The following is a 13,253-nucleotide window of genomic DNA, read 5'->3' as shown; positions in this document are numbered from 1 at the left end:
ACTGCTTTGAACACCCCCCTTCCGTCCGCGAGATTGGCGGTCGTTCGACGTTTGATCCAAAAAATGCTACTATTTCGCATATTTTGCGCAGACATAATTTGTCTGCATCCTTTGGGAGGGTGAACATATGGCAACTCAGAAAAATACCGACGATGGCGGAGCCATGTTTGCGGGAGACAACCGCGCAGCGGTAATTGCCGACTACAAGATCGCCCAGTTTTCCCGGTTGCAACTTCCGGCGTTGATGGCTTCGCCGGCTATGGCAGGGGGCCTGACACCATTTATCCCCATAGACTGGCTGCTGGACCTTCTGAAATCGATCCGCACCTACGCGGATTGGGTGAAGGAATGCGACAAGATCAAAGCCAAGATTCAAAAGGCGCTGGAAACTCTGCAGCCGCCGCCCCAGGATCACCCTTTGGGGCTTGTAGTACCACCGGTTCCGCCGACGCCCGGCACGACCCGTCTTCGTCAGATCCTTGAGGTCATCGATGCGGCCAAGACCGCAGCCGGCAACATGGAGCCAGACTCGGCGCGCGACAGTCTCAAAGAGGCCAAGGACATGATGCACCACGACTCGGTCAAAGCCGAGTTCCGCCGGCTGAATGACGTGGATGGCTGGTACGACATTCTTGAGGAATTGCAGGACGCGATCGATTACCTTGAACGTGTCTCGCGGCACTGACCCACGCCGGCACAGCCAAAGCGCGCGTGCGGCACAGTCAGCCTGCTGAAAGCTGATCCCGCAGGGCCTCGGCAGCCCTCAGTTCGAACTCTCCATAGATGGCGGCCTGCGGTTGCATCGCCCGCAGATACGGCAGGCGTTTTTCATAGTCTTCCCCCGACAGCATTTGCACGGCCTGCTGGATGTCCGCCTCGGTTTCACACAGGATCATCCCCTCGGTATCGAGGAAGTCGCCGATATTGGGGCACCCCCAATAGATCGGGACTGTCGAACACAGAACGGCGTCGATCAGCTTCTCCGAGAAGTAGTTCCTCTCGCGCACGTTTTCGATGACGACCGAATAACGATAAGGTGCCAACCCGTCTGACTTGTTCTCGAACGGCTGATAGCCGCGGCCCATGATGTCGATGTCAGCGCCTGTGTCGCGGGCCCAATCGATCAGCCTGTGCCTCAGCTGGTGCCCCTCCAGATCGCGCTTTGCCGACGCGATCAGCGAACATGACCGCGTCTTGACGACGCTCAGATCCTGCCACTCGGGAACTTGGGTCACGCCGTAGGGCAGGAAAACCGCGTTGGGCAGGCTGTTCAGCAATACGTCGTGAAAGGTGAACACCCGGAAAAAACGCCGCCAGGTCCAGCGCAGCATCCGATCGTGCTTGCCATGTATGGCCGATGGCTCGCCCATCATCAGCGATATCCGAGCCCGCGTGCCGCGTCGCAGGCGCAGGTGTACAGTGGAATTGGGATACATGATCAGGTGGTCGGAGGGCGCGAGGTCACCAACGGTCTTTCCTGACAGGCGCTCGGGGCAGCCCAGCGGCCAATTCAGATCTGCCAGCGGAACCGAGGCTAGTTTCGGCCCCAGACGGTGGCCATAGGGCAGAATCGCGATCGCAGGTTCGGTCATTGCAGGCTGTCCGGCAGGTCGGTCTGTCCGCGCATCAGGACGAACCCGCGCCCGGCAACCTTGATGCCCGTCATCGCATCCGTTGGCCCGACCCGCGTTACGGTCGCCTGGCCGGGACGGCCCATGTCGTGGCCCTGTTCGGCGATAAAGCTGTCTTTCGGCATCAGCCCGTATTTCCACAGGTAAGCCGCCATTGCGCCGGTGGCGGAGCCGGTGAACGGATCTTCGGGCGGGCTGGGCGGCGCCAGCAACAGACGCGAGAACGTATCCCCTTGAGCCGTGGCCCCCTGCAGGGTCACCAGAAAGGGTTCGGCCATGTCGGACCCGGCATATCCGGCAGTTTCCGCCACCCGTTGCAGCGCATCCACATTCAGTTGTGCCGCGCGCAAGGCTGCGTGATCCCGCAGAACTGTAATGCAGAACGGCAGCCCGGTCGAAACCATCTGCGGCGGCGAAATGATCGCACTTGCAGGTAGGCCGATCGCAGCTGCAACAAGGTCTTCCGGCACCCGCGTGCCGAATTCGGGCGCGATCTGGGTCATCTCGATCTGGTCGCCATGCAGCTCGATCGACACGATCCCTGCTCCGGTTTCCAGCGTCAGTGCGTCAGCAGATATCATTCCTCGGGAGCGCATGGCAGCCACGGTCGCAATGGTCGGGTGTCCGGCAAAGGGAATTTCACGGCTGGCCAGGAAATACCGCACTCGAAAATCCGCCACATCCGATGGGCCGGTAAACGTGCATTCTACCAAAGACGTCTCGCGGACAAACGCCGTGCAGACCGTTTCCGGCAAATGCGCGCCACCATGCACGACTGCACAGCCATTTCCGCCGAATGCCGTGTCGCTGAAAGCATCCACCCAATCGAAATCGAACCAGCTCATGCGCCCTCTCGTGCCTGCAGTCAGAAAGTGCCGGGAATGCAAACCCGCGGGTGGCATGTTTGACGCCTCACGCGCCGCTTGTCACGTTGAATCGGTCTGTGGCCGTGTCAGTGCACGGCCACCGGAGACAGGTCATGCTGCCGCGCCAGTACGAAGGCCAGCTTTCGATCGGCGACAAGCGCCAGTTGCTGCCCATCTGAATCGTGAACGGCATAAAGATGATCCAGATCACCCACCTGCGTGCGCACCTCGTGCGGCAGGTTGGCCACGTTCACAGCCTTCACATAGACGATCCGATTGCCTTCGGTGTTGATTTCATACGGTGTATTCATGGCTTACCCCTTCCTTATGTTGATCGTCTGCACAACGGTTTCGGGCACGGCGCGGGTCAGGTCGATATGCAGAAGGCCATTTTCCATAATGGCCTCGCCGACCTCGACACCGTCGGCCAGCACGAACATGCGCTGGAACTGACGGGCCGCGATGCCGCGGTGCAGGAACACGCGCCCCTCGCTGTCGTCGCGCTGACGACCCCGGATCACCAGTTGCCGATCTTCGATGGTGATCGACAGGTCGTCCTCGGCAAACCCGGCTACGGCCAAGGTAATGCGGTAGGAATGATCCGACGTCTGTTCGATGTTGTAGGGCGGATACCCTTCGTTTCCGGCCTTTGCAGACCGTTCCAGAAGGCGTTCCAGCTGCTCGAACCCCAGAAGATGCGGGTATGAGCCAAGAGTAAGTTTTGACACGTTTTCTCGTCCTTCTTTGTCAAAGCGACGTGATGCGCGGCCCCGTAACGGCAGCTGCGCACAAGACAATATGGGATGAAACGTGTGTCTCCACAAGGTCTAGGCGGATTCACTTGAACGCACTATCTTGTGTAACACGCACCACCAGCCACACATGAGTCGCCCATGAACGCGCCCACCGACATTTCGATGAAAACCGACGAGGTTCTGCGCGTCGAACTGGAGGTGTTCCGCCAACAACACCGCGACCTGGACGAGGCGATCAAGGCGCTCGAGGCGACCGGCACTGCCGATCAGCTGACGGTGAAGCGGCTGAAGAAACAGAAGCTGCGCCTGAAGGATATCATCCGGCTGATCGAGGATCGCCTGACCCCTGACATCATCGCTTGATCCGGCGCGGTCAACCGCATTGCCACGCAAGCGGATTTCACTATAGTGCGCGCTTCCTAAAGCAGGCGGGGAACAGGGCGGATGAGCGAGATCAAGGTCGGAATCATCATGGGCAGCCAGTCGGACTGGCCCACCATGAAAGGCGCTGCAGAGATACTGGACGAACTGGGCGTGGCCTACGAGACTAAGATCGTCTCGGCCCACCGCACGCCGGATCGTTTGTGGGAGTACGGCAAGACCGCTGTGCAGCGCGGGCTGCAGGTGATCATCGCCGGCGCTGGCGGTGCCGCACATCTGCCGGGGATGATGGCGTCCAAGACGCGGGTACCGGTGATCGGCGTTCCAGTTCAGACGCGGGCGCTGTCCGGTGTCGACTCGCTCTATTCCATCGTGCAGATGCCCAAGGGTTTCCCGGTTGCGACCATGGCCATCGGATCGGCCGGCGGCGCCAATGCCGGCCTGATGGCCGCTGCTATTCTGGCCCTGCAGGACTCAGCCCTGGCCGACCGGCTGGAAGTTTGGCGCGCGGCGCTGTCGGACTCGATCCCCGAGGAGCCCCGCGATGAGTAACCCCTTGCAGCCCGGCGCGGTGATCGGAATTCTGGGCGGCGGCCAGCTGGGGCGGATGCTGTCGATGGCCGCGGCGCGGCTGGGTTTCGTGACCCATATCTTGGAGCCGGGCGCCAACCCGCCGGCGGGCCAGGTGGCGCATCGCGTGACCACCGCACCTTATGAGGATGCCGAGGCGCTGACCGCTTTTGCGCAATCCGTCGACGTCATCACCTACGAGTTCGAAAACATCCCAACCGAGGCGCTGGACGTTCTGGAATCGCACCGTCCCATCCGCCCGGGACGCGAGGCGCTGCGGGTCAGTCAGGACCGGCTGACCGAAAAGACATTCCTGCAAGGCCTGGGCCTGAACACCGCACCCTTTGCCGATGTGACCGACCTGGACAGTCTGCAGGCCGCCATCGAACGGATCGGCACGCCGGCCATCCTCAAGACCCGCCGCTTCGGCTATGACGGCAAAGGGCAGGCGCGGCTGAAGTCGCCCGAGGACGCCCGGACCGCGCTGGCCGACATGCAGGGCGCGCCCGCGATTCTGGAAGGCTTCGTCAATTTCAGTCACGAGGTGTCGATCATTGCCGCCCGCGGGCTGGACGGCCAGGTGGCCTGCTTCGACCCCGGCGAGAACGTGCATCGCGACGGAATCCTGCACACGACCACGGTGCCCGCGCGCCTGTCCCCCGCCCTGCGGACCGACGCGGTGCTGCTGGCCGCGAATATCCTGAACGCGCTGGACTATGTCGGCGTCATGGGGGTCGAACTGTTCGTGACGCCGCAGGGCCTGATCGTGAACGAGATCGCGCCGCGCGTTCACAACTCGGGCCACTGGACGCAGAACGGCTGTGCAGTCGATCAGTTCGAGCAGCATATCCGCGCCGTGGCCGGCTGGCCGCTGGGCGACGGGCAGCGTCACGCGGATGTGGTGATGGAGAACCTGATCGGCGACGACATGGACCGCGTACCCGAGCTTGCGCAACAGCGCGACGTGGCCCTGCACCTGTATGGCAAGGCCGAGGTCAAGCCGGGCCGCAAAATGGGCCATTTCAACCGGATCAAACGCTAGCGTGCCGCGGCGACAAACCGCCCGGCGATATCCCCCGACAGGAAACTGACCCGGCCGCCGGCGATGGTTGCCGCCACGCGCTGCGTTTCGGCGTCCAGAATGACCAGATCGGCGCGTTTGCCGGGTTGCAGCGACCCCCGGTCCCCGAGGCCAAGCACCCGCGCGGGCCCCGACGACACCAGCGCCCAAGCGCCCGCCAGATCCAGCAACCCCGATTTCATCAGCATCAGCGCCGCCCTGCGCGGGCTGGGATAGTGGTAATCCGACGCCAGCGCATCGCACAGCCCCATGGCGATCAGATCCAGCGCGCTGACATTGCCCTTGTGCGATCCCCCCCGCACCACGTTGGGCGAGCCCAGAATGACGTGATCGCCCGCAGCCTTGGCTGCCTCGGCCGCCTCGAGCGTTTCGGGAAATTCGGCGATATGCACGCCGCGTTTGCGCCATTGGGAACGTGCCTCTGCCGTCGCGTCGTCATGACTGCCCAGACGCACACCTTGCCGGGTCAGCGCCGCGCACAGCGCATCAAGCGCGGCGGGAACCTCGGAGGTGCGGGCGTGCATGTCCTGCAGCATCTTCAGATGCACCTCGGGGCTGCGACCGGCCTTGAGCGCCTGCCCGGTCAAACGCGGCGGGGTGCGTCCCTGTGCCAGACGGTCATGGGGCAGATGATCGTTGAACACGACATAGGGCACCTGCCAGTCGGCGATGCGCCCCGGCAGGTCGGCATAGTCATCCAGCAGGTGGGTTTCGAACCGCAACTGCGGAATCAGGTCCGTGACCACGCTGCCCTTCACCGCCGCGATCGCGCGGAACACGTCGGCGGCGAACTTTGGGCCGCGTACGCCGCCCTCCCAGCTGTAGAACTGCGCCAGCACGGCGGTGGTGATGCCATTGGCTGCCAGTTCGGCCTCGGCGGCGCGGATGCCCTCGTCCATCTGCTTCATGGCCCCCCGGCGCGGGGCGATGTGACGCTCGAACCCGTCCCCGTGCAGGTCGATGATGCCCGGCAGGACCAGATAGCCGCTCAGATCAACGACCGGCGCACCGCCGCCTTCTTGGATCAAGCCGTCCGCGATTGAGAGATCGTCACTGACAAGTCCGCGATCAGGGTGCAGAACCTGCGCCCCGGAAAAGGTCAGTTCCAATGCGGTCATCGTGTGGGTTCCGAGGCGGGTTCGGCGCAGTCCTCTCCGATGCAGATCTCATCAATGATGTCCATCACACCGTCCAGCCAGGTTATGTTGGGATCGAACTCACCGAACTCGATGAAGTGCAAAGCCTGCGCCATGACCTGCGGGTTGTTCATCATGAACGTATGCGTCACCGGCAGCACGATGTGGTCGGTCATGCCCTGGACTTTGGTTTCTTCGACAGCGACCTTGCCGTCATCCGGTCCATCAACCAGCGACGAAAAGACCGGATTCAAGGAGTTCTCGCCTGCAATCACCCCCAGCTCGAAGTCGACCGGTGCCAGGCGACGCGGAATACCTTCGGGACCCGTACCCAGCTGCAGGCCGGCGGGGCCGTTCAACAGACCGAACACTTCCCAATCGCCCAGTTCATCGACCAATTGGCTGCCTTGGTTGGGCGGGCCAAGCATGACGACGCGGCCCAGATTCTGCGGATGGTGATCCTGCAGCCAGTAGCGCAACAGGATACCCCCCATCGAATGCGCAACAACGTTGACGGTGTCATCTCCGCACGCCGCAAACGCCTCGGGTATGGTCCGGTCGGCCAGTTCCGGAATCGGAAGATCCGTCGAGCGATAACCCGGCCGCACAACGGTGTACCCGTGCACCTTGAACAACTGCTCCATGACCGAAAACGATGCTTCGGTCCGGGCAAGCCCATGCAGCAGGACAACGCATTTTGCCTGCGCGGCGATCGGCATCAGGAAAAGCAATATGAAAAACAGGATCCGCATGGCTGCCAGATAATCGCTATTCTTCAGAGAGGAAAGACCTAGCGCCGCCTCACGCGCATAACTGCCAATGCAATACCGCCCAAAACCAACCCTGCCCCTGCCATCAGCCGCAGGCTCAGTTGCTCGCCGAGCAGCGCCACACCTGCAATGATCGCAATCACCGGGACGCTCAGCTGCACTACGGCTGCAACCGCAGGCGCCAACTGGGGCAGCAGGCGATACCACAGGGCGTACCCCAACCCCGAGGTTACGCCGCCAGATACGGCCGCCAGCCCCAAACCCGCCCAGGTCAAGTTCCACGCCGGAGCGCCGGCGATCAAAATGCCAGCGGTCACCGGCAGGGCCACCACAAAGTTCGAGGCCGTTCCCGCCAGCGCATCGGGCTCGGACCGACCAGCAATCGAATACGCAGCCCACCCGACCCCTGCGGCGGCCATCAAGGCTGCCCCTGTCGGGTCAACACGTGCCTCAGCGCCTGGCCACAGAACCCAGGCCAATCCGGCCATTGCAATTGCTGCCCCCGCCACCTGTCGAAAAGTCGGGATCGCCCCCGTCAGGGTGCCGGCCAGAAACATCGAGATCTGGACCACCGCAAACAGGATCAAGGCGCCCAATCCCGCATCAAGTGACAGATAGGCCACCGAGAACCCGACCATGTAAAGCGACAAGGAGCCTGCTCCGATCACTCGGCGCCTGTCGAACACCCGCAGGGTGCCACCCCGCGACACGACCAAAGCGCAAAGAACGAGCGCACCACAGAGCACACGAACAACGGCAAAACTTGCCGGGTCGCTGGCTCCGCTCTCCACGGCCAACCGGTTCAGGATGGAATTGGCCGCAAAGGCACACATTGTCAGGGCGGTCAGAAGAAACAGCTGCATGCCCAACCAATATCGTGTCTGCACACAATGGACACCCGCTTTCCTGCGCTTCCGCGTGACCGGCTGCGGCGATCCCCAGAATTGCAAGCAGCGCCGGCCGAAACCCCGCGGATTACTGAAATAAACCAAAACGGGGCCGCCCGAAGGCGACCCCGCTGAAATTTTCGGTAAGACTTTCCCTTGCGGGTTGTCTGAATTCGCTGACGCGAACCCGGACCGTCTTACATCATGCCGCCCATGCCGCCCATGTCGGGCATGCCAGCACCGGCGCCTGCACCTTCTTTGGCGGGCTTGTCGGCAACCATGGCTTCGGTGGTGATCAGCAGACCGGCAACCGAGGCAGCGTCTTCCAGAGCGGTACGCACCACTTTGGCCGGGTCAATCACGCCGAACTTGAACATGTCGCCATATTCTTCGGTCTGAGCGTTGAAGCCGAAGGCTGTGTCCGAGGACTCGCGCACCTTGCCGGCAACGACGGCACCGTCGACACCTGCGTTTTCAGCAATCTGACGCAGCGGCGCTTCGATGGCCTTGCGAACGATGTTGATACCGGCGTCCTGATCGGCGTTGACACCTTTCAGATCGGCCAGAGCCTTGCCGGCCTGAACCAGGGCAACACCGCCACCCACGACGACACCTTCCTGAACGGCGGCGCGCGTTGCGTTCAGAGCGTCGTCCACACGGTCCTTGCGCTCTTTCACTTCAACTTCGGTCATACCACCGACGCGGATAACGGCAACACCGCCTGCCAGTTTGGCAACGCGCTCTTGCAGCTTCTCACGGTCGTAGTCGCTGGTGGTTTCTTCGATCTGGGTACGGATCTGGGCAACGCGTGCTTCGATCTCGGCCTTCTCGCCAGCACCGTCGACGATGGTGGTTTCGTCCTTGGTGATCGACACTTTCTTGGCGGTGCCAAGCATGTCCATGGTGACGTTTTCCAGCTTCATGCCCAGGTCTTCGCTGATGACCTGACCGCCGGTCAGGATTGCGATGTCCTGCAGCATTGCCTTGCGGCGATCGCCGAAGCCCGGAGCCTTGACGGCAGCGATCTTCAGACCACCGCGCAGCTTGTTGACAACCAGAGTTGCCAGCGCTTCGCCTTCAACGTCCTCGGCGATAATCAGCAGCGGCTTCTGCGACTGGATCACCTGCTCGAGCAGCGGAACCATCGGCTGCAGCGACGAGAGTTTCTTCTCGTGCAGCAGGATCATGCAGTCTTCCAGCTCGGCAACCATCTTGTCTGCGTTGGTGACGAAGTAGGGCGACAGGTAGCCACGGTCGAACTGCATACCTTCGACGACGTCGGTCTCGGTTTCCAGACCTTTGTTCTCTTCGACGGTGATGACGCCTTCGTTGCCGACCTTCTGCATCGCGTCTGCGATCTGGCGGCCGATTTCAGCTTCGCCGTTGGCCGAGATGGTGCCAACCTGCGCAACTTCGTCGCTGTCTTTGACTTCGCGGGCAGCGTTCTTGATTTCCTCGACGACTTTGGCGGTCGCCATGTCGATGCCGCGCTTCAGGTCCATCGGGTTCAGGCCGGCAGCAACCTGCTTGAGGCCTTCCTTGACGATGGCCTGGGCCAGAACGGTTGCGGTGGTGGTGCCGTCACCGGCTTCGTCATTGGTGCGGCTGGCGACTTCTTTCACCATCTGCGCGCCCATGTTCTCGAACTTGTCTTCCAGTTCGATTTCCTTGGCGACCGAAACACCGTCTTTGGTGATGCGCGGCGCGCCGAAGGATTTGTCCAGAACCACGTTGCGGCCTTTGGGGCCGAGGGTCACCTTCACAGCATCCGCCAGGATGTTCACACCCTTCAGCATGCGGTTGCGGGCATCGGTGTCGAACTTGACGTCCTTTGCAGACATGTCTTTTTCTCCTCGAGAAATGTGTTTGAAATGAAGATCAGAGCAAGCGCGGGCGCGTTACTCGATGATCCCCATGATGTCGCTTTCTTTCATCATCAGCAGCTCTTCGCCGTCGACGTGGACCTCGGTGCCGGACCATTTGCCGAACAGGATCTTGTCGCCGGGCTTCACAGCCATCGCGATCAGTTCGCCGCTGTCTTTCCGCGCGCCTTCGCCGGTTGCAACGACTTCGCCTTCGCTGGGCTTTTCTTTTGCGCTGTCGGGAATGATCAGGCCGCCTGCGGTTTTCTCTTCGCTTTCGGTACGGCGAACCAGCACGCGGTCATGAAGCGGTTTCAATGCCATCTTTGCAGCTCCTTGGGCTCAAAGGTTGATTTCCTCCCCCCGCGGTCTTGCGGGGTGTTAGCACTCAGCTTGGTCGAGTGCTAACGACGCATAGCTAGGGGGTGATTTCCGGCGAGTCAACAATCGGTGATGAATTTTTTTCGCGCGCAGCCTGAGGCCGGCCAAGTCAGGTCGGGTCTTCCCAGCTGTAAGCCCAGTGCTTCAGACCTTCGGACCCGGAAGGCGACAGTTCATAGACGCCCTTTGCCACCTTTTCGAACCAGCCATAATGGTTTTCGCGCATGAGGCGCGTCGCGGCCGCAACGCCGGTGGCACTGGCGACCTCAGCACCTTTGGTCGCCCCGTGTTCGGCCAGATGCGCGGCACATTTCAGGGCATCCTGCCGATAGGCAGTTACGATTCCGTGCCGGGTTGCCCCACCTGAGTTCGGGTCCCCTTCCAACCGCTCGAACTCGCGCAACAGTCGCGCAGCTTTGGCCTTGTTCTTTCGCGGCGCATAGAGGCCGGGGTCACAATGGACTTCGACCCGTCCATCCGCACGAACGGTGATCAAACCCAACCCCAACCGGCGACACAGGGACAGGTTGTCCCGCAGCGCCCTGCGCGCCGACCGGCCGGTGGGCTTGCAGACGGCCACATAGACCTGATCCGATACCTTCAACCGGGTCACGGCCTGATGGAACAAGGCCAGCGAAAATCTCAGCTTCAATTCAACGATCACTGGATCACAACCGGGCTTGACGGCAACGATGTCGGCGGCGCCGACCTCTCCTTTCACGGTGTACCCTTGCCGCTGCAATAGCGCCTTGATCGGAGGATAGAGATCCTGTTCGCGGTTCATGACGCCATGCTATGGTTTTTTCCGAAAAACGCCATACGGATACACGGCTTGCGCGCGGTAGGCGGGAGTGGCTATCTGTTCCCAAGTTCTTTCAGCCACAATCGGAATGGTCTCGATGCGCGTGTTTCTTTTTGCCCTGCTTGCTGCTCTGCATCCAATTGTGGCCCATGCCGCCTGTGACGGGCGCGATTTGCGGCAAGACATGACGCCTGAGGCCCGAGCCGAGTTGAACGCGGCGACCAGTCAGATGGCATATCCCGAAGGAAATCACTGGATTGCGCAGAAGGACAGCACTGTTTTGCATCTGATCGGCACATTGCACGTCAACGATCCGCGAATGGGCCCGGTGGTGGAGCGGTTGGCGCCTACGTTGAGCGAGGCGGACGCGTTTTATTTCGAGATCACCCAATCCGACATGTCCGCTTTCGAACAAGACCTGGCCAAGGATTTCAGCCCGGTCCTGATCAACTCGGGACCAACTCTGATCGATCTGATGAGCGAAGAGGACTGGGCCGTGATTTCCAAGGCGCTTTCGGCACGCGGCATTCCCGGTTGGATGGCCGCGAAACTGCGCCCTTGGTTCCTGTCGATGATGCTGGGTATGCCACCCTGCATGCTCCAGGTGCCAGACGCAGACCGGGGAATGGATGCGCGCCTGACCGAACTGGCCGAAGCTGAGGGCAAACCGCAATATTCTCTGGAACAGATCGACGACCTGATCGCGATCTTCGACAGCCACACGCTTGAAGAGCAGGTGCAGTCTCTGGTGCGCATGGTCGATGCCTTTGACGCCGGCGATGACCACATGGTGACGATGGCCAGCGCATATTTCGAGGAGAAGCACGCAGAAATCCTGCAATTCGCAAAGATATATGGGCGCGAGGCTTCGGGCCTGGCGCCTGATGTGTTTGCACAGGAATGGGCCGCATTCGAGGACCAGCTTCTGGTTCAACGCAATGACAACTGGATGGAAACGATCCTGACCATCGAAAACCAGACGGCGGTGATCGCGGTTGGTGCCGGCCATCTGGGTGGAGACCACGGACTCTTGCAACAGCTGGAACGCGCCGGATATCAACTGAGCCGCGCACAGTTCTGAGCGGTCAGCGCTTCTGTCAGACCAACCGTCGCAGCCGTGTTTCTGCCGGGTGACAACGCCAATGGACCACCCTATAAGGCGCGCAAACTCCTTATGTGCAGGAAACAGACATGACCACCCAAGTATTTGGCCACAAATCTCCCGACACCGACTCGACCGGATCGCCGATCCTGTGGGCCTGGTATCTGAACGAAGTCAAAGGCGAAAAGGCCGAGGCCGTCCTGCTGGGCGAACCCAACACCGAAGCTGCCTTCATGCTGCAGCGCTGGGACCTGCCCAAGCCGCGCATCATCGATGATGTCGAAACCGATGCGCCCGTCGTCATCGTTGACACAAACAACCCGGCCGAATTGCCGGCCAATATCAACAACGCCGACATCCGCGCCATCATCGACCACCACAAGCTGGTCGGTGGGCTGGAGACCAAAGGCCCGATCGACATTACCGTCCGCCCGCTGGCCTGCACGGCAACCATCATGATCGACCTGATGGGCGACGACGCCGCCAAGATGCCCGAGGCTGTCAAGGGCGCGGCCCTGACCTGCATCCTGTCGGACACGCTGGAGTTCCGCTCGCCCACGACCACCGCGCATGACCGCGAAGTAGCCGAGAAGCTGGCCGCCGAGCTGGGGCTGGATGTTTCGGCCTATGCTGCCGACATGTTCGCCGCGAAATCGGACGTATCGTCTTTCTCGGACGCCGAACTGATCCGCATGGACAGCAAGGAATACGAGGTCGACGGCACCAAGTTCCGCGTGTCCGTTCTGGAAACCACCGCGCCGGGCGTGGTGCTTGACCGCAAGGACAGCCTGGCCCAGTCGATGGTCGAGGTGGCCAAGGAAGACAGTGTGGACCAGGTGCTGCTGTTCGTCGTCGACATCCTAAACGAAGAGGCCACCCTGTTGGTGCCGAACGACCTGGTCAAATCGGTTGCCGAGAAAAGCTTTGGCGCTTCGGTGTCCGGCGACACGGTTGTTCTGCCGGGCATCATGAGCCGCAAGAAGCAGATCATTCCGAACCTCAAGGTCTGATCCCGCTCGCAGTTCAGCG

General features: G+C 61.4%; 16 protein-coding genes. 6 read left to right on the top strand and 10 right to left on the bottom strand.

Annotated features, from left to right (window positions below):
- Positions 1–127 precede the first annotated feature (127 nt).
- The gene (locus tag ACR0EF_RS01345) at positions 128–685 is read left to right on the top strand and encodes a hypothetical protein (RefSeq protein ID WP_170369650.1); all 558 of its coding nucleotides are present in this window, start codon (positions 128–130) and stop codon (positions 683–685) included.
- Positions 686–722: 37 nt separating this feature from the next.
- Here the strand turns inward: ACR0EF_RS01345 and ACR0EF_RS01340 are convergent, their stop codons facing one another.
- From ACR0EF_RS01340 to ACR0EF_RS01325, 4 genes are all read right to left on the bottom strand, one after another.
- The gene (locus ACR0EF_RS01340) at positions 723–1,592 is read right to left on the bottom strand and encodes a glycosyltransferase family 10 fucosyltransferase (protein ID WP_170364811.1); all 870 of its coding nucleotides are present in this window, start codon (positions 1,590–1,592) and stop codon (positions 723–725) included.
- Positions 1,589–2,476, bottom strand: a complete 888-nt coding sequence (locus tag ACR0EF_RS01335; RefSeq protein WP_170371702.1) for a PhzF family phenazine biosynthesis protein — start codon at positions 2,474–2,476, stop codon at positions 1,589–1,591. The genes ACR0EF_RS01340 and ACR0EF_RS01335 overlap by 4 nt, the downstream gene beginning before the upstream one ends.
- Positions 2,477–2,583: 107 nt before the next feature.
- On the bottom strand, positions 2,584–2,808 hold the full coding sequence (locus ACR0EF_RS01330) for a DUF1150 family protein (protein WP_093964659.1): 225 nt from the start codon (positions 2,806–2,808) through the stop codon (positions 2,584–2,586).
- Between the two features lie 3 nt (positions 2,809–2,811).
- Positions 2,812–3,225, bottom strand: coding sequence for an Hsp20 family protein (locus ACR0EF_RS01325; protein ID WP_093964658.1), 414 nt, complete (start codon positions 3,223–3,225; stop codon positions 2,812–2,814).
- A 165-nt stretch (positions 3,226–3,390) separates the two neighbouring features.
- On the opposite strand from ACR0EF_RS01325, the gene ACR0EF_RS01320 reads away from it, so the two are divergent.
- The 3 genes from ACR0EF_RS01320 to ACR0EF_RS01310 all read left to right on the top strand — a co-directional run bounded on the left by ACR0EF_RS01320 (position 3,391) and on the right by ACR0EF_RS01310 (position 5,245).
- Complete coding sequence (locus tag ACR0EF_RS01320; RefSeq protein WP_005981552.1) at positions 3,391–3,615, top strand: YdcH family protein; 225 nt, start codon at positions 3,391–3,393, stop codon at positions 3,613–3,615.
- 81 nt (positions 3,616–3,696) lie between these two features.
- The gene (purE, locus tag ACR0EF_RS01315) at positions 3,697–4,185 is read left to right on the top strand and encodes a 5-(carboxyamino)imidazole ribonucleotide mutase (protein ID WP_093964656.1); all 489 of its coding nucleotides are present in this window, start codon (positions 3,697–3,699) and stop codon (positions 4,183–4,185) included.
- Positions 4,178–5,245, top strand: a complete 1,068-nt coding sequence (locus tag ACR0EF_RS01310) for a 5-(carboxyamino)imidazole ribonucleotide synthase (RefSeq protein WP_170340566.1) — start codon at positions 4,178–4,180, stop codon at positions 5,243–5,245. The genes purE and ACR0EF_RS01310 overlap by 8 nt, the downstream gene beginning before the upstream one ends.
- Here the strand turns inward: ACR0EF_RS01310 and ACR0EF_RS01305 are convergent.
- From ACR0EF_RS01305 to ACR0EF_RS01280, 6 genes are all read right to left on the bottom strand, one after another.
- Complete coding sequence (locus ACR0EF_RS01305) at positions 5,242–6,402, bottom strand: alpha-D-ribose 1-methylphosphonate 5-triphosphate diphosphatase (RefSeq protein ID WP_170340563.1); 1,161 nt, start codon at positions 6,400–6,402, stop codon at positions 5,242–5,244. The two genes, ACR0EF_RS01310 and ACR0EF_RS01305, sit on opposite strands and share 4 nt — an antisense overlap.
- On the bottom strand, positions 6,399–7,172 hold the full coding sequence (locus ACR0EF_RS01300; RefSeq protein ID WP_170371704.1) for an alpha/beta fold hydrolase: 774 nt from the start codon (positions 7,170–7,172) through the stop codon (positions 6,399–6,401). Before ACR0EF_RS01300 ends, ACR0EF_RS01305 begins: the two co-directional genes overlap by 4 nt.
- Before the next feature lie 38 nt (positions 7,173–7,210).
- The gene (locus ACR0EF_RS01295; RefSeq protein ID WP_170340558.1) at positions 7,211–8,053 is read right to left on the bottom strand and encodes a DMT family transporter; all 843 of its coding nucleotides are present in this window, start codon (positions 8,051–8,053) and stop codon (positions 7,211–7,213) included.
- A 221-nt stretch (positions 8,054–8,274) separates the two neighbouring features.
- Positions 8,275–9,918: a chaperonin GroEL gene (gene groL, locus ACR0EF_RS01290; RefSeq protein WP_170339978.1), complete on the bottom strand. Its 1,644-nt coding sequence runs from the start codon at positions 9,916–9,918 to the stop codon at positions 8,275–8,277.
- 57 nt (positions 9,919–9,975) lie between these two features.
- Complete coding sequence (gene groES / locus ACR0EF_RS01285) at positions 9,976–10,263, bottom strand: co-chaperone GroES (RefSeq protein ID WP_093964650.1); 288 nt, start codon at positions 10,261–10,263, stop codon at positions 9,976–9,978.
- A gap of 166 nt (positions 10,264–10,429) precedes the next feature.
- Positions 10,430–11,104: a DUF2161 domain-containing phosphodiesterase gene (locus ACR0EF_RS01280; protein ID WP_170371705.1), complete on the bottom strand. Its 675-nt coding sequence runs from the start codon at positions 11,102–11,104 to the stop codon at positions 10,430–10,432.
- Positions 11,105–11,219: 115 nt separating this feature from the next.
- Between ACR0EF_RS01280 and ACR0EF_RS01275 the strand changes: the two genes are divergently transcribed.
- Entirely contained in the window at positions 11,220–12,203 is a 984-nt protein-coding gene (locus ACR0EF_RS01275; protein WP_170371707.1) for a TraB/GumN family protein, read from the top strand.
- A gap of 110 nt (positions 12,204–12,313) precedes the next feature.
- A complete protein-coding gene (locus ACR0EF_RS01270; RefSeq protein WP_170371709.1) occupies positions 12,314–13,234 on the top strand; it encodes a manganese-dependent inorganic pyrophosphatase in 921 nt (306 codons plus the stop codon).
- Positions 13,235–13,253 lie beyond the last annotated feature (19 nt).

It is taken from the genome of Ruegeria sp. CG8 (assembly GCF_056537165.1).
This window is presented reverse-complemented; position numbering and strand designations above follow the sequence as displayed.